The organism is Nonomuraea sp. B1E8, from assembly GCF_039871515.1.
Classification (GTDB): domain Bacteria; phylum Actinomycetota; class Actinomycetes; order Streptosporangiales; family Streptosporangiaceae; genus Nonomuraea.
In genome coordinates, this window is sequence record NZ_JBDPLS010000010.1 from 371,453 (window position 1) to 388,138 (window position 16,686).

The following is a 16,686-nucleotide window of genomic DNA, read 5'->3' on the forward strand; positions in this document are numbered from 1 at the left end:
GGGGAGGGCCGGTGAAACGTACGGGACCGATCAGGCAAGGTCGCGGTGTGCCTCCAGCGGGCTGGTCCGTGCCAGGGCGACGGTGCCGGCGGCGGTGAGCGCGGCGGCCGCGACCGGCAGGACTCCGGTCGGCAGCGGCTCGCCGAGCAGCAGCGCGCCGAAGGCCACCGCGGTCAGCGGGTCGGCGATCTGCAGCGAGGCGAACGAGACGCCGAAGTGCCCGACGGCGTAGGCGCGCTGGAGCATCATCAGCGCCAGCAGGGCGGGGATCGGCAGCGCCAGCAGGTACCACCAGTTCCACTCGCCGTCCACCAGCACGCGCACGAGCGTGGCGGTGGCGCCGTACAGGACGCCCGAGCTGGTCGCCAGCAGCGCCGCCCGGCCCGCGGGCGAGACCGCCCGCGAACCGGCCCACAGCAGGACCGCGGCGACGCCGGCCACGCCCAGGAGCGTGAGCACGCCGGTCGGGCTCAGGTAGGTGGGGCCGTGCGACTCGGGAACGAGCAGGACCAGCCCCATCAGCCCGGCCGCCACCACGCCGGCCGCCGCCAGCTCCTTGCGCGACGGCCTGCGGCCGTGCAGCGTGGCGGCGATCGGCAGGGCGAACAGCAGGCTGGCCACGCCCATCGGCTGGACGATGGTCAGAGGGCCCAGCCCGAGCGCGACGATGTGCAGGCCACCACCCGCGAGAATGGAGACGCCGCCGATCAGCCAGCGCGGCCTGCGCAGCAGCGCGAGCAGCCCGGGCTTGGCGGTGCCGACCGCCTCGAACTGCTGGAGGGCGGCTCCGAGCGCGAAGAACAGCGAACCGACCAGGGCTGTCACCGCGGCCAGCACAGTCATGCGCACTCCTTTCAGACGGATGGTCGCCGGGCAGGGTCAAACGGGTGTGTCCGTGGGACGACGTTCAGGGGAAGGCTGGATGGCGCGGCGCTTCCTGATCCACCGCACGATCTCGACGGCCGCGGTGATGGACACCGCGATGCCCAGCCCGAGCAGCAGGCCCTTGATGGGGTCGTTCTCGAACGCCATCCCGCCGAAGAAGCCGATCAGGCCGGAGTACACCGCCCACGAGCTCGCCGCGATCGCGTCGAAGAACGTGAACGAGCGCAGCGGGTGCCGGACCGCGCCCATGGTCAGCGTGGTCGCGGTGCGCCCGCCGGGGATGTACCTGGCCACGACGAGCACGAGCCCGCCCCGCTCTTCCAGGGCGCCGCGCGCCCAGACGAACGCCTTCTTGTTCCGCAGCCTCCCGCCTGACGTGTTGCCGATCAGGTAGGAGATGTGGTCGCCCGCGAAAGCGCCCAGAGCCGCGACGATGATCACCAGCGCCAGGTTCGTCTCGCCGGACGCCGCGAACACCCCGGCGGTGATCACCGACGTCTCGGCGGGCACGATGGGGAAGAACCCGTCGAGCAACGCCAGGCCGAAGAGCACGGCGTACAACCATGGTGACGCCATGGCCTGTTGGACCAGGTCGAGAATGGCGTGCGACATAACAGGGGCTCCGATCGTCAGGGCACTCACATAGCGTGTCGGCGCTGGACCGTGGGGAACATCGGGGATGCCCCCGGTCGAACGCGGACCCATCCCCGATACGGGTCAGGGCCTGTACCCCATGAAGCTAGAAACTCCGCAGGTCACGGCACATCGGACGATCGGCACACACCGCCCCCTACTTTCGTCAGGGTCGCGGCGCGACCTCCCGATGACACCATCGATCCAACCCGGATCGGCCCTTCTGGACACCAGTGCAGATAGGCGCTTTCACGGTGGGGTTAGCTCTACTCCGGCGGTGACCCGAGCCCCACCCTGACTTTCGTCAGGGGTGTCACCTGCCGTCCGGCGAGGGCGCCGGCCGGCACGCGGCGGATAACGTCGACGCCGTGAAGCACCTGCGCCCGCTCCGCCGCGAGACCCGCCGCAAGCTGGTCTACGACCTGCTGCTGTGGGCCGTTCTCAGCGTCTTCGTGTCCGCCATGGGGCCCGACCCGTTCCTGGACCCCGCGGGGTTCGCGATGATCACCGTGCCGAGGTTGGTGCTCGCCGCCGCGGCCGTGCTGGTCGGCCGGCGCTGGCCGCTGGCCGCCCTGGTGCTGCTGCTGCCGCTCGGGCCGTGGCAGTTCACCGAGGGATTCGCGACCGTGGACCTGAGCTGGCTGCTGCCCCGGCGCGACGTGAAGATCCTCCCGCTGCTGCCCACGTCGCCCTTCATCGTGTGGTACGCCTACCTCACCGGGCGGCGCATGACCAGGGCGTGGCCCGCGCCGGCGGCGTTCTGCCTGGTCACGGTCGTGGGCGTGGGCGTGGTCCTGGCCAGGGGCGGTGACCTGGCCCTGTGGGTCTCCATGACCACCGCGCTCATCGGCACCTACCTCGTGCCCTACCTGCTCGGGCTGCTCAGGAGGAGGCTGCTCCAGCAGCGCCGGGTGGCCAGGCTGTCGGTCGAGGCCCAGGCCAGGCTGCGCGAGCGGGCCAGGATCGCCCGCGACATGCACGACTCGCTCGGCCACGACCTGGCGCTGATCGCGGTCAGGGCGGCCGGGCTGGAGCTGGCTCCCGGGCTGGGCCCCGCCGAGGTCAGGGCCGCGGGCGAGTTGCGGGTCGCCGCCGCGGACGCCACCGAGCGGCTGCGCCAGATCATCGGGCTGCTGCGCGAGGAGGCCGACGCGCCGCCGCTGACACCCGCGGACGAGGACGTGACCGAACTCGTACGCCGGGCCAGGGGCTCCGGCATGACGGTCGACCTCGACCTGATCCCCGGGCCGGTGCCCGGCCTGGCACGCGCGGTGGTCCAGGAGGGCATCACCAACGCCGCCAAGCACGCGCCGGGGGCGGCCGTGCAGGTCGAGGTCTCGCCGGAGCGCGTCACCGTACGCAACGGGCCGCCGCGCTCCCGGCCCACCGCGCAGCCCGGCGGTCTCGGGCTGGCGGGCCTGCGCGAGCGCGTACGGCTGGCCGGCGGCGCCCTCACCGCGGGCCCGATGGGGGAGGGCGGCGGCTACGAGCTGGCCGTGACCCTCCCCCACGCGGGGGAGGAGGATCCCCGCCGCTCGGGAGGTGACGAACGGCCCGCCGCGCGACGCTCGATGCATGACCACTGAACAGAGACCGGCGATAGGCCGCGTCACCGCGGCGATCGTGACGGTCGCCGCGATGCTCCCGTACCTCACGCTGAAGATCCTCTGGCTGACCGGGAGCTCCGTCGGGGTCACCGAGCCGGAGCTGATGAACGACTCGGCGATGGTCGGGCTCAACGCCATGACCTTCGGCATGGACGCCGTCGGGCTGCTGCTGGCGGTGGCCTTCACCACGCGCTGGGGCATGCGGCTGCCGGCCTGGCTCGTGCTGCTGCCGCTGTGGGTGGGCACGGGACTGCTGTCGGTGGTGACCGTCACGGCGCCGGTCCTGGTGGCGACCGACGGGATCGCGGTGTTCAGCGGCGGCGCCATCGAGGCGTGGGTCTACATGATGGTCTACTGCGGTTTCGTCGGGCAGGGCATCGGCCTGATGACGACCTTCGTCCTCTACGCCCACGACCGGTGGCCCGCGATCTTCACCGCCCGGCTCGGACACGCCTTCCCCGGCCCTGCCGAGTCGTTCCAGAGGGTCGTGGCCTGGGGAGCGCTGCTGGTCACCACGGCGGTCGCCGGGGTGCGCCTGTCGTGGACGTTCGGCGCGCCCGCCGTGGCGGTCGTCATGGACGGGTTCAAGGCGCTGCTCGCTCTCGCCGGGGCCGTCGCGTTCGTGGCCGTCGTCCGGCGGCGCGGTGACGGCCCGTTCTGGCGGCTGCTCGTGCCGGTCTGGCTCGGCTCCGGCTCGTTGTTCGGCTGGGGCCTCTACACGATGATCGTCAGCTCCGTCGGAGGGCCGCTCGCCGGCGAGGGCTCGGGAGCGGCCGGCCTCGTGGAGCTGTTCGGCATGCTGACCGGGCTGGTCATGGGGATGAGCGGGGCGTACGTGCTGGCCGAGCGGTCACGCGTGGGCGACGTGCAGCCGCTTGAGGAGCCGCTTGAAGGCGACGATCGAGATGGTGATCGCCAGGCCGCTTATCACGGCCACCGCTGACGTCCGCAGCACCATGTACGAGCCGAGCGAGCCCGCGACATATTCGTAGACGGCCAGGCAGATGCTCAGAGACGAGTTCATCAGCAGCACGAACGCCCACAGCAGCGTGATCCTGGCGAAGAACCTGCGCACCCGCTCGTGCTTGAGCACCGCCGACGGCAGGTGGATGTAGTCGAGCGTGAGCTTCTGCACGAGCGGCCTGTTCAGCCGCACGGACGCGAGGAAGACCATGCTGATGCAGATGGTGCCCATCTCCGGCTGGATGAAGAACCACACCCAGGTGCCGGTCCAGAACGCCACGATCGCGCGGATGGTGATCGCGAACGCCGCCAGATACATGGTCGCGGGCACCCTGATCCGCCTGACCAGCCGCCACGCCACCCCGAAATAGACCCAGGCGACGGTCATGACGAGCGCCCACTGGAACCCGAGGACGACCATGGCCAGGTAGAACACCACCAGCGGCGCCACCACGCTTTCGAGCAGCTGGGGTGCCGCCTGCCGGGCGAGCGCCGTGAGGCGTGGAAGGGTGACCTGAGGGTGATTCAAGGCTGCTCCGCAGATAGGCCGACGATCAGCGACTACCCGGGCCTCGCAGGACCAGGCTCTCCAGATGGACCGCTCGTGGTGACCAGAGCGTCATCAGCGCCGTCCCGGGAAGCGGGCCGGTGGCCTACCGTACCTGAGGCCGGCTGATGCGACTGCCTCCTTCGACACGTTCCCCCTGTTCCATACGGAATCGGCTGGGTAGTGAACCCGGCTCTCATCCGAGTGACGCGGTGGCGAGCTTCGCGCCGAACCCGACGAAGACGACGCCGACCCCCGAGGTCAGCCCCGCGCCCAGCTTCCTGTGCCGGCGGAACTGGCCGGCCAGGAACGTGCCGCCGAAGATCAGGGCCGTCAGGTAGAGCACGCTGAACACCTGGATGATCGCGCCCAGGATGGCGAACGACAGCGCGGGGGCCGGATAGGCGGGGTCCACGAACTGGATGAAGAACGAGACGAAGAACAGGATCGCCTTCGGGTTGAGCAGGCTGATGCCCAGAGCCTTGCGGAACGGGCGAAGGCGGCGTTCCCGCTCCTCCTGGGGTCGCGTGGCGGCGTCCCCGTCATGCCCGGCCCGCCAGGCCCGCACCGCGCCGCGGATCATCTGGAAGCCGATCCAGGCCAGGTAGCCGGCGCCCGCGTACTTGACGACGGTGAAGAGCAGCGGGGTGGAGCGGAGCAGGGACGCGGCGCCGGCGGCCGCCAGGACCATCAGCACGGTGTCGCCGACGAACACGCCCGCGGCGGCCCGGTAACCCTGCCGGACACCGTGGCGGGCGGCGAGGCTGAGCACGTACAGCGAGTTCGGGCCCGGCAGCAGAATGATCAGGAAGGCGCCGATGACGTAGGCCCAGAAGTCGGTGATGCCGAAGAACATGCGGACCGCCCTCCGTGAACGCTTGCTAGTGACACATCACGATATCGCCTGGTTTGTCCCACCCGCAGGTGGCGGGGACGTTGTTTGGGTCTTGTAAGGCTCCGGAGTCAAGGTTACGATCGCCGCGAATGCTTAGGAAAGTTTCCTAAAAGATGGACACCACCGGTCCGCGCTGACACCTCCAACGCCCGTGCCACCTCCCCCACGGGCCGTGCCGTACGCCCTGCGCTCTCACCCCCCGGCGCAAGGCGTACGGCACGCACACCCCCCAAGGAAGAACCGTGAGACTTCGGCCGATCCTCCTGGCGCTCGCGACCCTCGCACTCAGCCTGACCGCCCCGCCCGCCCACGCCGCCTCATCCACCGCGACCTTCGTCAAGGTCTCCGACTGGGGCTCGGGTTTCGAGGGCAAGGTCACCGTCACCAACGGCACCTCCACCACCATGAACGGCTGGAACGTCGAGTTCGACGTCCCGGCAGGCTTCTCCATCCCGTCCGCGTGGGACGCGGTCATGTCGAGGAGCGGGCAGCACTACACGTTCACCAACCCGTCCTGGGCGCCGGCGCTGGCCGCCGGAGCGAGCGTGAGCTTCGGCTTCAACGGCAGCCCAGGCGACTTCCCCGGCGTCTCCGGCTGCACGCTGAACGGCGCTCCCTGCGGCGGCTCCGGTGAGGACCCGGGCGGGCTCGGCAAGGTCGGCGGCATCACGCTGACCTCCGCCACCGCGACCAGCGCCGCGCTGAGCTGGAGCGCCGTCCCCGGCGCCACCGGCTACAAGGTCCGGCTCGACGGCGCGGCGGCCGTCACCGTCACCGGCACCACGCACACCTTCACCGGCCTGGACCCCTGCTCCTCGCACACGGTCACGATCACCGCGACGGCCGCCTCGGGCGACGGCCCCGCCGGTGATCCCTTCGGCTTCACCACGGCCGGCTGCCAGAGCGGCACGCTGCCCAGGCACGTCCTCACCGGCTACTGGCACAACTTCGTCAATCCCGCCGTCGAGCTCAAGCTGTCGGCCGTGCCCGACGAGTACGACCTGATCGCGGTGGCGTTCGGCGAGGCCACCGCCACCCCGGGCGAGGTCGTGTTCGGGGTCGACCCCGGACTGGCCACGGCGCTGGGCGGCTACACCGACGCCCAGTTCAGGGCCGACGTCCAGGCGCTGAAGCAGCGCGGGAAGAAGGTCATCCTGTCGGTCGGCGGCGAGGCCGGGCGCGTGCAGGTCGCGAGCGCCGCGGCCGCCACGCGGTTCGCCGACTCGGTGTACGCGCTGATGCGCGACTACGGCTTCGACGGCGTGGACATCGACCTGGAGAACGGTCTTAACGCCACCTACATGGGTCAGGCGCTGAGGTCGCTGCGCGCCCAGGCCGGATCCGGGCTGATCATCACCATGGCCCCGCAGACCATCGACATGCAGTCGACCGGGATGGAGTACTTCAAGCTCGCCCTGTCCATCAAGGACATCCTCACCGTCGTCCACACGCAGTTCTACAACTCCGGCTCGATGCTCGGCTGCGACCAGGCCTTCGCGTACTCGCAGGGCACGGTCGACTTCGTCACCGCGCTGGCCTGCATCCAGCTCGAGAACGGGCTCCGTCCCGACCAGGTGGCGCTGGGCCTGCCGGCCGGGCCGGGCGCCGCGAACGGCGGCGTCGTGTCGCCCTCGGTCGTCACCAGGGCGCTCGACTGCCTGGCCGAGCGGACCGGCTGCGGGACCTTCGTGCCGCCGCGCGTCTACCCGGACATCAGGGGCGCGATGACGTGGTCCATCAACTGGGACGCGAGCAACAACTGGTCCTTCTCCAAGACCGTCAAGCCTCACCTTCAGGGAATGTCATGAAATTTCGTCGCAAAATTCTTGCGTTAGCGACCGGAGTCGCCCTCGCCCTGACCGGCCTGGCCACCAGCGGGCCCGCCGCCCACGCCACCGGCACGGTGCGGCACATGGCCGCCGCCTGGGCCCCGGGGACCGCGTACGCCACCGGCGCGGTCGTCACCTACAACGGCGTCGACTACGTCTGCCTGCAGGGTCACACCTCACAGACCGGCTGGGAGCCTCCCGCCGTGCCCGCGCTCTGGAAGCCCACCTCGGGCGGCGACCCCGACCCCGGCACCCCCGGCGCGCCGGGCACGGTGAGCACGTCGGTCACCAACTCCAGCATCACGCTGCGCTGGGGCGCCGCCGGCGGCACCGTGACGGGCTACCGCGTGTACGAGGGCTCGACCCGGCGCGCCCAGGTCACCGGCACCAGCGCCACCATCTCCGGGCTCGGCGCGTGCACGACCCACACCTACACCGTGAAGGCGTACAACGCGGCGGGCGAGTCGGCCGGCCGCGACGCCACCGCCACCACGTCGGGCTGCACCGGTAACAACCCCAGCAAGATGCCCGGCGCCCCCTACCTCTACATGGGCTGGGGCAACCCGCCCAACCCGGGCGCCGTCATGGACGCCACCGGAGTCAAGTCGTTCACGATGGCGTTCATCCTGTCCAGCGGCGGCTGCACCCCGGCGTGGGACGGGCAGCGCCCGCTGACCGGCGGCGCCGACCAGCAGGCGATCAACACGATCAAATCGAAGGGCGGCAGCGTCCAGATCTCCTTCGGCGGCTGGCAGGGCAACAAGCTCGGCCCCAACTGCTCCTCGCCGCAGGCGTTCGCGGGCGCGGTGCAGCAGGTCATCAACGCCGTCGGCCCGGCCGTCGTCGACTTCGACATCGAGAACACCGACGAGTTCGAGAACTACACCGTCCAGGACCGCATCCTGAACGCCCTCAAGATCGTCAGGCAGAACAACCCGAACGTCAAGATCGTCGTCACCTTCGGCACCACCAGGACCGGCCCGAACGCCCACGGCGTCCGCCTCATCAACCAGGCCAGGGCCCTCGGCGTGCCGATCGACAACTTCACGATCATGCCCTTCGACTTCGGCAGCCCCAACATCTACCAGGACACCGTCAACGCGTCCGAAGGCCTGAAGAACGCGCTCAAGAACGCGTACGGCTGGTCCGACGCCCAGGCGTACGCCCACATGGGCATCTCCGGCATGAACGGCCTGTCCGACCAGCAGGAGCTGACCTCGCCCGGCACCTGGACGCAGATCCGCGACTGGGCCAGGTCCAAGGGCCTGACCAGGCTCGCGTACTGGGCGGTCAACCGTGACCGGCCCTGCCCGGGCGGCGGCGTGACCTCCAACTGCAGCGGCATCGCCCAGTCCGACTGGGAGTTCACCAGGACCACCGCCGGCTTCTAACCCCGCGCGAATCCGTCGTCGCCATCGACTCCGAACCGGACGACGATGGCGTAACGGATGCGATCCGACGGTAAGAACGTGGGGGCGCTACCGATCACATCGGCGGCGCCCCCAGACGTGCGTGCCGCTACCTCGACGAGACCGAGCGGGTCCACATCGCCGACCGGGTGCGGGAGAGTCGGAGCATGTCGCTAACTTCTGCGGTATGCATCACGAATCGCCACTCAACGCGTTACCCGACGGACTGCCACCGGGCCGTCTGGTGACACCCGAACACGGCTCCGACAGCCCTGTCATGTGGGTCTCGGACCAACGGCTTCCTGACGCGGGACGACACTGGCGGCGGCTCTTCGAACTTCGCGACAAGACCGGCCTTTACCCGCTGCTGCTGAACTCGCTCGAGGGTAACCCCGGACGACCGTGGCACGACGGCGAACTCGCGGCCGCGCCGATCGGGGCGATCGACGCGCTGACCGCCGAGAACGTACTGATCGGGTTCTGGACCTCCGATGCGCGCGGCCCTTGGCCCGGACTGGCGCCGCCGGGCGTGTCGGACCGGGATCCGGACACGGCTGCCATGCTGCTCGCCGAGTCCCTCGGCTCGGCCTGCCCACCGTTGCTCGGCCTGGTCCCAGCCACGCGCGGCGCGGACACACTGACGCTGTGCGGATGGACCGGGCCGTGCAACCACACCGACGAAACGGAGGACATCTCGGTCGTGGTCCGTTCGTGGGAGGAGCGGTTCGGGGCTCGTGTGGTGACCGTCGGTTACGACACGCTTGAGCTGTCCGTGGCCGCACCACCGACCACACGCGAGCACGCACACCAGGTGGCAGCCGAGCATGAGGCGTTCTCCCCGGACACCATCTGGCAGGGCTGCGGAGACTTCGAGGACTACGCTGAAGAACTGATCGGCTCCGGCCATTGGTCCTTCTGGTGGGACTGACCAGGGGGACGTTGAACCCAGTCGGTCCGAGCCATGCTGACCCCTGCCGGGTGATCACTGTGTTGCGACGATCCGTCGAATGCGCCCAGAGGGCCGGGTCTTCGCGGCCTGATGACCTGGTCGATCAACGGGGACCGGCGCAACGGGTTCGAGTTCTCCCGGAGCCACCGGGCGTACCTGGACGGGCTCACCTGACGCGGACGAGCTGGGTGGGCTTGAGCGGGACGCCGAGCCCGGGCGGCCGGTAGGTGGGCAGGGCCTCGCCGTACTCATGCATCCAGGCGTGGTCCACCAGCAGGCGCATCCGCCCGGCAGGCGGCACCCGGCCGGGCCTCGCGGGGTCGACCCGGCCGATCATCCTCGTCACGGCCGCCACCACGAGTTCCGTGTCCGGCGCGGACAGGTCGCAGTGGTCGTCAGGCCCGATGAGCAGGTCGGCGTCGGGAGGCAGCGGATAGATCGGGCGCGGCAGGGCGAGCACGCGCGGCGGCGGGGCCATCGGCCAGCCGTCGCGCACCGCCTCCAGCAGCACCGAGCGCGACGTCCTGTGCGCGAACAACCCGTCGGCCAGCGCCCAGCTCAGCGCGCCCACGTCGGAGCGGTCCTCGCCGCAGGCGTGCAGGCACAGGTACGGCACCAGCGGAACCCCGGCCCCGCCCGCCTGCGCCCATCCGCCGCCGCACCCGGTGAGCACCAGCAGCGCCAGCATCGCCCGGTAGGCGGTGTCGGCGTGCGGCGTCTCCAGCCGACCGGGCACGATCACGCACTCGCCGCCCGTCTTCTCCGCCGTCACGCCCAGCTCCCGCGCGATCTTCACCGTCCGCGACGCGGCCACCCCGGTGCAGGCCTCCTGCCAGGCCGGCGTGTACGGCTCCGCCCGGTCGTCGTAGCCGCGCGGCCACACGCCCGGCAACCGGGGCCTTACCACCCCGTAGACGGCCAGCAGCAGGTCGAACACGGTCGTCACCAGCTCGCCGCCGTCGCGCAGCACGGGCACGCCGCGCCGCAGCACCCCCGGGCCGTCGTCGAAGCGCGGCAGCAGCACCTCCACCGCCTCGCCGCCGTACACGCTGAGCCGGTCGCAGGCGCCGCCCGTCAGCCCGCCCGGCACGTACGCCTTTTCGCGGTCCCGCAGCCGCACCAGGAGCGGCAGATCGGTGTGCTCCATCGCCTGCCCGGCGAACGGCGTGCGGTCCAGGAAGAACTCCTTGAGCAGCACGTGCCCCATGGCCATGGCCAGCGCGCCGTCCGTGCCGGGCCGCACGACCAGCGTCTCGTCGGACAACCGCGTCGGATGCGTGCCGATCGCGACCACCTTCTGGCCCTTGTAGCGGCCGGCGATCACCCAGGGCGTGTCCGCCGAGCGTACGAGCCGGTTGTTCTCACCCCACAGCAGCACGTATGCCGCCCGCGCCCAGTCCTCGGCGCGTGACGGACCGGCGAAGCGCGGCCCCAGCACCTGCTCGGGGGCGCACGGGTGCTCGGTCAGCACCGCACCGCCGAGCTGGCCGACGAGACGCGCCAGCGGGGAGCTGGCCAGCGCCGCCACCCGCTCGGGCCCGTGCTCGTCGGCGGTGTGCACGATCGCCGCCGCCACCAGCTCGGCGGCCGTCGCGTCGTCGATCGGCACCCGCCGCTCACCCCTGGCCCGCTGGTACTCCTGCGAATTGGCTGTGAGTTTCGCCCACGCCGCGACCGGGTCGCGCAGCCCGTTCCTCACCTCGAAATAGAGCCTGACCAGTGCCTGGTTGACCTGCGATCCCCCCATGCGAAAAGTTCAACACAAAGAGTGATGCCGTATCGCTATACGTGTCGGCATGTCGGGGATAAGAATCGGAACCCCTGGTGGCGGCTGCGCGCCGGGTGCGGCAGGCTATATCCCGCCATGGATTACGCAGTTCTCACGGGCATCGTCCTCGTCACCGGTGTCGTGCTCGCCCTCGTCGCCCAGTGGCGCGACTGGCGGCCGCCGCTCCTCGTCGCCGTTGCCGTGGGCATCGCCGTACGCGTGCTGATCATGTACACGTCGGCGATCGATTCGTGGCAGCCCGTCGACTTCGTGGAGAGCTTCAAGCCCGCGGGCGAGGCCGTGCTGCGGGGCGAGGACCCGGTGCTGGCCAGCGAGGGCGGCTGGCACTTCCTGCCGACGATCCCCTACGCGTACGGCATCCTGCTGTGGCTCGGCATCCCGTGGGAATACGCCGGGCGCCTGGTCACCGTGGTCGCCGACATCGTGCTCATCCCGCTGGTGGCCAAGCTGGCCGGCGGCCCCAAGGCGTCGCTGCGGGCCTTCCAGTACGCGCTCAACCCGCTCGCCCTGATGGTCGCCTGCATCCATGGCCAGGTCGAGCCGGTCGCGCTGGTGTTCGGCGTCGCCGCGTTCGTGGTGGCCAGAGGGCCGGGCGCGCCCGAGCGCCCCGGGATGACCACCGACGTGGTCGCGCGGGTGCGCGCGGGCCTGGCCGCGCACGGCGTCCGGGCCTCCGTCCCGCGGGTGATCGGCCGCGGCGGCATGCTGCACCGCTCGCTGCTGCCGGGCGAGGACGACCACGCCGACCTCAGGCGGGGGGCGCTGGCGGGGCTGCTGATGGGCCTGGCGCTGTGCGCCAAGAGCTGGCCCATCTGGCTGATCCCCGGCATGCTGCTGCTCCTGCCCCATCTGCGCGCCCGCGTCGCCGCCCTGTTCGCGACCGGGCTGGTGCCCGTCTTCTTCCTTGTGACGCTGCCGGTCTTCGCGGGCACGTCGCTCGACCAGATCCCGGCGGTCATCCACACCATCCAGGACATCCGGCCCATCGTCGGCGAGTGGGGCTGGACTCCGTGGCTGACCGAGGGGCAGTGGGCGCTCCGGCCCGACCTGGCCTCGTTCGGCACGAAGCTGATCTACGTGAGCGTCGTCGCCGCCGTGCTCTACTGGCGGCGGGCCGACCCGGTCGACATGACGATCGCCGTGCTGCTGGTCTTCATGGTCATGACGCCCCGGCTCGGCGCCCAATACCTCATGTGGTTCATGCCGTTCCTGGTCGCCAGGCCCACGAGGTTCGCCTGGCCGGCCATCATCGGCGCCTCGCTCTGGGCCGGCTACGGCTACCTCTACATGACGCAGTTCGACTTCAACGGGTGGTGGCTGCAGCACGCCGACTGGTCGCGGGCCTCGATCCTGTTGCTGCCGATCCTGGCCCTGGCCATGCCCTGGGGCCGCCGCCGCGTGGCGACAGCCCCGGGACCGGCCCCGTCTCAGGGGTGTTCTGACGACTCGAAAATCACGTCACCGGCATAGGCGCCCCCACAACGTGATCCACTGGTCGGGGTGCACGTGTCCCACGACGGCGTCGCGGGGCACGCCGGCCGCCGCCAGCGCGGTGTCCACCCCGTCATACCTCGCCTTCAGCGACGCGCGCACCGACCCGCCCACGCCGCCGAACCCCACCTCGACCAGCTCCTGGTAGGAGCGGCCGCCGCTCACGAGCGGCTCGGGCCTGCGCTGGATGCGCAGGATCGCCGAGTCGACCGACGGGACGGGCCGGAAGCTCTCCCTGCCGATCGTGTCGCCGAGCTTCCAGCTGAACCACGGCCACGACTCCACCGTGACCAGGCTCCAGCGGCCGTAGCCGCCCGCGCGCTTGCGGGCGTACTCCCGCTGCGTGAGCAGCGTCGCCGAGGTCAGGGCCGGTGCCCGCAGGCACCAGTCGACGATCTTCGACGTGATCGAGTAGGGGATGTTCCCCACGACCGCGAACGGCTCCCGCGGCGCCCTCACGGTGGTGAAGTCGCGCCTGACGATGTCGATCCTCGGGTCGCTGCGGGTGCGCGAGGCCAGCCGCCCGGCCAGCCGGGGGTCGACCTCGTAGCCGACCACCTGGGCGCCCGCCTCGGCCAGCGCCAGGGTGAGCGCGCCCTCGCCGGGGCCGGGCTCCAGCACCAGCCCCTCCGGGGCGGCGGCCTTGACCATCAGGTCGACGGCATGCCGGTCGACCAGGAAGTTCTGCGAGAGCGTGCGCCGCGCCCGATCCACGGGCGTGCGGCCGCCACCGCTGTTCCTGGCCTTCTTCTGAGTGTGTGAATAGTTTCCGTGCGCGTAATTCTGCGCCACAGCACTGCCCTTCCGGGTCCTCGAGACAACGGGTTGCTCGAAGGGCCCTGGGCACGCGCGCGGACGCCCAGCCTCAGGTGATCGCGTCCGCTAGCGGGCCAGAGCCCGGCCGCGGCGGATGCGGATGAAAACCTGGCAGGTGAACATGCATGACATGAGGCCGACCCTAAGCCGCCCGCCGGCGACCGGGCAAAACATTTAATCGCTCGCGCCGGCGACGCCGTCGCTCCCGCGCGGGCCACGAGCTCGACGCCTTCGACTACCTCTCCCAGGTCAGCGCCGAGGACGGCGGCGTGCCGTTCGTGCTGCCGTCGGTCAGGAACACGCCGAGAGCCCCGTGGTGGGAGACGGCCGACGACCCTCCGGGCAGTCTCGTGCCCACCGCGTCGATCGCCGCGCTGCTCCACAAGCACGGCAGCACCCACCCGTGGCTGGCCGCCGCGACCGCGTTCTGCTGGTCGCGGATCGCCGGGATCGGCGAGACGAATCCGTACGAAGCCCGCGCCGTCGTGACCTTCCTCAACCTCGTGCCCGACCGGGACAGGGCGGAGGCCGAGTTCGCCCGGATCAAGGAGGTCATCCTCGCGACGGTCACCCTCGACCCCCAAGCCACGGGGGAGGCGCACTTCCCGCTGGACTTCGCGCCGGAGCCGCTGCGGCTGCCGCTGTTCACACAGGACGTCCTCGACACCCACCTCGACGCGCTCGCCGCCGCCCAGTCCGAGGAAGGCGGCTGGAACGGCAACTGGCTGATGTGGACGCCGCTGGTGGCGCACGAATGGGGCGGCTACCTCACCGTCCACCAGCTGAAGACGCTGCGCGCGTACGGACGGCTGAAGGCGTGAGACCGTCCTGTCGGTGGGGCGGCGTACGTTGGGGGCATGTACGCGGAACGGCCTCCCGACCCCGACCTCGCCGGCCGTGTCGCCTGCGTGTGGCACCTGGTCAGCGAGACGGAGCAGACCCAGATCGTCGTGCCCGACGCCTGCGTCGACCTCATCTGGGGCCCCCGCGGGCTGTTCGTGGCGGGCCCCGACACCGGGCCCATGCCGACGTCCATGGCGGTGGGCGACACGTTCACGGGCGTGCGGTTCCGTCCCGGCGCGGTGGGCGACTTCTTCGGCGTGCCGCTCCCCGAGCTGCGTGACCGGCGCGTCCCCCTGTCCGAGCTGCCCTTCCCGGCCGAGCGCATCGAGGAGGCCGCCCCGCGGGCCGGCGCGCGGTCGGCCGCCATGCGCGCCGAGGTGAGGCGGCGGCTGGCCGCCACCACGGGCGCCGACCCCGCCGGTTCCGCCATCACGAGGGCGTTCCGCGAGGGCCGCACGGTCGCGGAGGTGGCCTGGCAGCTCGGCTTCAGCGAGCGCCAGCTCCACCGCCGCAGCCTGGCCTCGTTCGGCTACGCGCCGAAGACCCTCCAGCGCATCGTGCGTTTCCAGCGCGCACTCGGCCTGGCCCGCGCCGGCGTCCCGCTGGCACAGGCGGCCGTCACGGCCGGTTATGCCGACCAGAGCCACCTGTCCCACGACGTCAGGCGGCTGAGCGGCGGGTCCATGCGCCGCCTGCTCTCACCTGCGGGACGGTCCGCCTGACACGAGGCTCTGCGCCCACCTGGCGCGCGGATCGCTGTCGATCAGCAACGCCCGGGTCAGCAGGCTCAGCGGGATGGCGAGGATCGCGCCCAGCGGCCCCAGCACGAACGTCCACACGATCAGCGACAGGAACGTCATCGTGGTCGAGAGCCCCACCGCGTCCCCGAGGAACTTGGGCAGGATGAACGACTGCACCACCACGTTGATGACGCTGTAGGCGACGATGACCAGCACCATCGTCTGCACGCCGCCGTCCAGCAGGGCGAGCATGGCCGGCGGCACCAGCCCGATGACGAAGCCGATGTTCGGGATGTAGTTGGCGATGAGCGCCAGCACACCCCAGAGCAGCGGCAGCGGCACGTCCAGCACCGACAGGGCGAGCACGTCGAGGGTCGCGCAGATCAGCCCGAAGACGGTCGAGACGATCAGATAGCGCCGCGTCTTGTGCGCGAACGTGGCCAGCGCCGTCACCAGCTGCGGCCGATACCCTTCACCGGTCGTCAGGACCCTCGACGTCACCGGCGCGTCGAGACACATCGCCAGCAGCAGCACGATGATGAGGAAGAGCGCGGAAAGAACGCCGATCAGGCTGCCGAGCAGGCTCTGCGCCAAGCCGAGAATCGACCCCGCGTCGAACGCCTGCAGCATTCTGTCGAGCACGTCGTTGCTGACGCCGTGCGCGGCGGCCCAGGCCAGCGTGTCGGCGAGGAGCCGGTCGAACTGTGCGGCGTACGCCGGCAGCAGCGAGACGAGCTGGGTGATCGAGATCGTCAGGATGCCCACCATGCCGAGCAGCGCCAACACGACGATGAGGAAGGGCACGGCGACCTGCAACCACGTGGGCGCCCCCCTGGCGGCCAGCCACGTGCGCACCGGCGAGACGGCGATGACGAGCACGAGCGCCAGCACGACGGGGCCCACGATCGAGGCGACCTCGCGGATTCCGAACAGGGCGACCACCGCGGCGGCGATTCCCACCAAGATGATGAGCGCCCTGGGGACGGGTTGATCTGGCACGCCCCCTACCTACCCGTACCCGGCGGGAGCACCGCCGATTTGACGGTTCCGGGAGGCGTACATAGAGTTCAGCAGTCCCACGAGAGCGGCGTTGGTCGCCGGTCTCACTCGGGGGCCACCTCCAGACACTGATCACCCTCGTGGATGTTCGCGTCCACTCTGAAGGGCTGGTAAGTTAGAGGGGTTGTCTCCGAAAGGGGGCGGCGCTTAATTCCCGCAGGTTGTGCAGGTCCGGTCAATTTGACAGGGACTTGAACGGCTGAAAGAGTTAAGACACAACGAAATGAACGC

General features: G+C 70.7%; 15 protein-coding genes. 8 read left to right on the plus strand and 7 right to left on the minus strand.

The genetic code is table 11. From position 1 onward, the window contains the following. Positions 1 to 30: 30 nt before the first annotated feature. Together ABGA98_RS31175 and ABGA98_RS31180 are read right to left on the minus strand one after the other, a co-directional pair. On the minus strand, positions 31 to 843 hold the full coding sequence (locus ABGA98_RS31175; protein WP_347621964.1) for a DMT family transporter: 813 nt from the start codon (positions 841 to 843) through the stop codon (positions 31 to 33). A 36-nt stretch (positions 844 to 879) separates the two neighbouring features. Continuing rightward, the gene (locus ABGA98_RS31180) at positions 880 to 1,497 is read right to left on the minus strand and encodes a DedA family protein (protein WP_347621965.1); all 618 of its coding nucleotides are present in this window, start codon (positions 1,495 to 1,497) and stop codon (positions 880 to 882) included. A 389-nt stretch (positions 1,498 to 1,886) separates the two neighbouring features. On the opposite strand from ABGA98_RS31180, the gene ABGA98_RS31185 reads away from it, so the two are divergent. Both ABGA98_RS31185 and ABGA98_RS31190 read left to right on the plus strand, forming a co-directional pair. After that, positions 1,887 to 3,104: a histidine kinase gene (locus ABGA98_RS31185; protein ID WP_347621966.1), complete on the plus strand. Its 1,218-nt coding sequence runs from the start codon at positions 1,887 to 1,889 to the stop codon at positions 3,102 to 3,104. Continuing rightward, positions 3,094 to 4,068: a hypothetical protein gene (locus tag ABGA98_RS31190; RefSeq protein ID WP_347621967.1), complete on the plus strand. Its 975-nt coding sequence runs from the start codon at positions 3,094 to 3,096 to the stop codon at positions 4,066 to 4,068. Before ABGA98_RS31185 ends, ABGA98_RS31190 begins: the two co-directional genes overlap by 11 nt. Here ABGA98_RS31190 and ABGA98_RS31195 read toward each other — a convergent pair. Continuing rightward, positions 3,976 to 4,617: a VC0807 family protein gene (locus ABGA98_RS31195; protein WP_347621968.1), complete on the minus strand. Its 642-nt coding sequence runs from the start codon at positions 4,615 to 4,617 to the stop codon at positions 3,976 to 3,978. The two genes, ABGA98_RS31190 and ABGA98_RS31195, sit on opposite strands and share 93 nt — an antisense overlap. Before the next feature lie 214 nt (positions 4,618 to 4,831). Continuing rightward, entirely contained in the window at positions 4,832 to 5,491 is a 660-nt protein-coding gene (gene leuE, locus ABGA98_RS31200) for a leucine efflux protein LeuE (protein ID WP_347621969.1), read from the minus strand. A 281-nt stretch (positions 5,492 to 5,772) separates the two neighbouring features. Here leuE and ABGA98_RS31205 point away from each other — a divergent pair, with 281 nt between their 5' ends. The 3 genes from ABGA98_RS31205 to ABGA98_RS31215 all read left to right on the plus strand — a co-directional run bounded on the left by ABGA98_RS31205 (position 5,773) and on the right by ABGA98_RS31215 (position 9,696). After that, complete coding sequence (locus tag ABGA98_RS31205) at positions 5,773 to 7,338, plus strand: cellulose binding domain-containing protein (RefSeq protein WP_347621970.1); 1,566 nt, start codon at positions 5,773 to 5,775, stop codon at positions 7,336 to 7,338. Then, positions 7,335 to 8,750 carry a carbohydrate-binding protein gene (locus ABGA98_RS31210; RefSeq protein ID WP_347621971.1) on the plus strand — a complete coding sequence of 472 codons (1,416 nt, stop codon included), beginning with the start codon at positions 7,335 to 7,337 and terminating at the stop codon, positions 8,748 to 8,750. Before ABGA98_RS31205 ends, ABGA98_RS31210 begins: the two co-directional genes overlap by 4 nt. Positions 8,751 to 8,955: 205 nt before the next feature. Then, the gene (locus ABGA98_RS31215; RefSeq protein WP_347621972.1) at positions 8,956 to 9,696 is read left to right on the plus strand and encodes a DUF4253 domain-containing protein; all 741 of its coding nucleotides are present in this window, start codon (positions 8,956 to 8,958) and stop codon (positions 9,694 to 9,696) included. Between the two features lie 187 nt (positions 9,697 to 9,883). Here ABGA98_RS31215 and ABGA98_RS31220 read toward each other — a convergent pair whose 3' ends face one another. Continuing rightward, on the minus strand, positions 9,884 to 11,464 hold the full coding sequence (locus ABGA98_RS31220; RefSeq protein ID WP_347621973.1) for a molybdopterin-dependent oxidoreductase: 1,581 nt from the start codon (positions 11,462 to 11,464) through the stop codon (positions 9,884 to 9,886). 117 nt (positions 11,465 to 11,581) lie between these two features. Here ABGA98_RS31220 and ABGA98_RS31225 point away from each other — a divergent pair, with 117 nt between their 5' ends. Next, positions 11,582 to 12,976, plus strand: a complete 1,395-nt coding sequence (locus ABGA98_RS31225; RefSeq protein WP_347621974.1) for a hypothetical protein — start codon at positions 11,582 to 11,584, stop codon at positions 12,974 to 12,976. Here ABGA98_RS31225 and erm read toward each other — a convergent pair. Further along, entirely contained in the window at positions 12,965 to 13,789 is an 825-nt protein-coding gene (gene erm / locus ABGA98_RS31230; RefSeq protein ID WP_347621975.1) for an ErmE/ErmH/ErmO/ErmR family 23S rRNA (adenine(2058)-N(6))-methyltransferase, read from the minus strand. The two genes, ABGA98_RS31225 and erm, sit on opposite strands and share 12 nt — an antisense overlap. 293 nt (positions 13,790 to 14,082) lie before the next feature. Between erm and ABGA98_RS31235 the strand changes: the two genes are divergently transcribed. Together ABGA98_RS31235 and ABGA98_RS31240 are read left to right on the plus strand one after the other, a co-directional pair. After that, positions 14,083 to 14,634: a hypothetical protein gene (locus tag ABGA98_RS31235; RefSeq protein ID WP_347621976.1), complete on the plus strand. Its 552-nt coding sequence runs from the start codon at positions 14,083 to 14,085 to the stop codon at positions 14,632 to 14,634. Between the two features lie 36 nt (positions 14,635 to 14,670). Continuing rightward, a complete protein-coding gene (locus ABGA98_RS31240) occupies positions 14,671 to 15,378 on the plus strand; it encodes a DUF6597 domain-containing transcriptional factor (protein ID WP_347621977.1) in 708 nt (235 codons plus the stop codon). Here ABGA98_RS31240 and ABGA98_RS31245 read toward each other — a convergent pair. Further along, complete coding sequence (locus tag ABGA98_RS31245; protein WP_347621978.1) at positions 15,355 to 16,395, minus strand: AI-2E family transporter; 1,041 nt, start codon at positions 16,393 to 16,395, stop codon at positions 15,355 to 15,357. The two genes, ABGA98_RS31240 and ABGA98_RS31245, sit on opposite strands and share 24 nt — an antisense overlap. Positions 16,396 to 16,686: the final 291 nt, after the last annotated feature.

Bases quoted from the DNA above. Each gene is read 5' to 3' on its own strand.
- ABGA98_RS31175 (WP_347621964.1), bottom strand. From the start codon at position 843: ATGACTGTGCTGGCCGCGGTGACAGCCCTGGTCGGTTCGCTGTTCTTC.
- ABGA98_RS31180 (WP_347621965.1), bottom strand. From the start codon at position 1,497: ATGTCGCACGCCATTCTCGACCTGGTCCAACAGGCCATGGCGTCACCA.
- ABGA98_RS31190 (WP_347621967.1), top strand. From the start codon at position 3,094: ATGACCACTGAACAGAGACCGGCGATAGGCCGCGTCACCGCGGCGATC.
- leuE (WP_347621969.1), bottom strand. From the start codon at position 5,491: ATGTTCTTCGGCATCACCGACTTCTGGGCCTACGTCATCGGCGCCTTC.
- ABGA98_RS31210 (WP_347621971.1), top strand. From the start codon at position 7,335: ATGAAATTTCGTCGCAAAATTCTTGCGTTAGCGACCGGAGTCGCCCTC.
- ABGA98_RS31215 (WP_347621972.1), top strand. From the start codon at position 8,956: ATGCATCACGAATCGCCACTCAACGCGTTACCCGACGGACTGCCACCG.
- ABGA98_RS31220 (WP_347621973.1), bottom strand. From the start codon at position 11,464: ATGGGGGGATCGCAGGTCAACCAGGCACTGGTCAGGCTCTATTTCGAG.
- ABGA98_RS31225 (WP_347621974.1), top strand. From the start codon at position 11,582: ATGGATTACGCAGTTCTCACGGGCATCGTCCTCGTCACCGGTGTCGTG.
- ABGA98_RS31240 (WP_347621977.1), top strand. From the start codon at position 14,671: ATGTACGCGGAACGGCCTCCCGACCCCGACCTCGCCGGCCGTGTCGCC.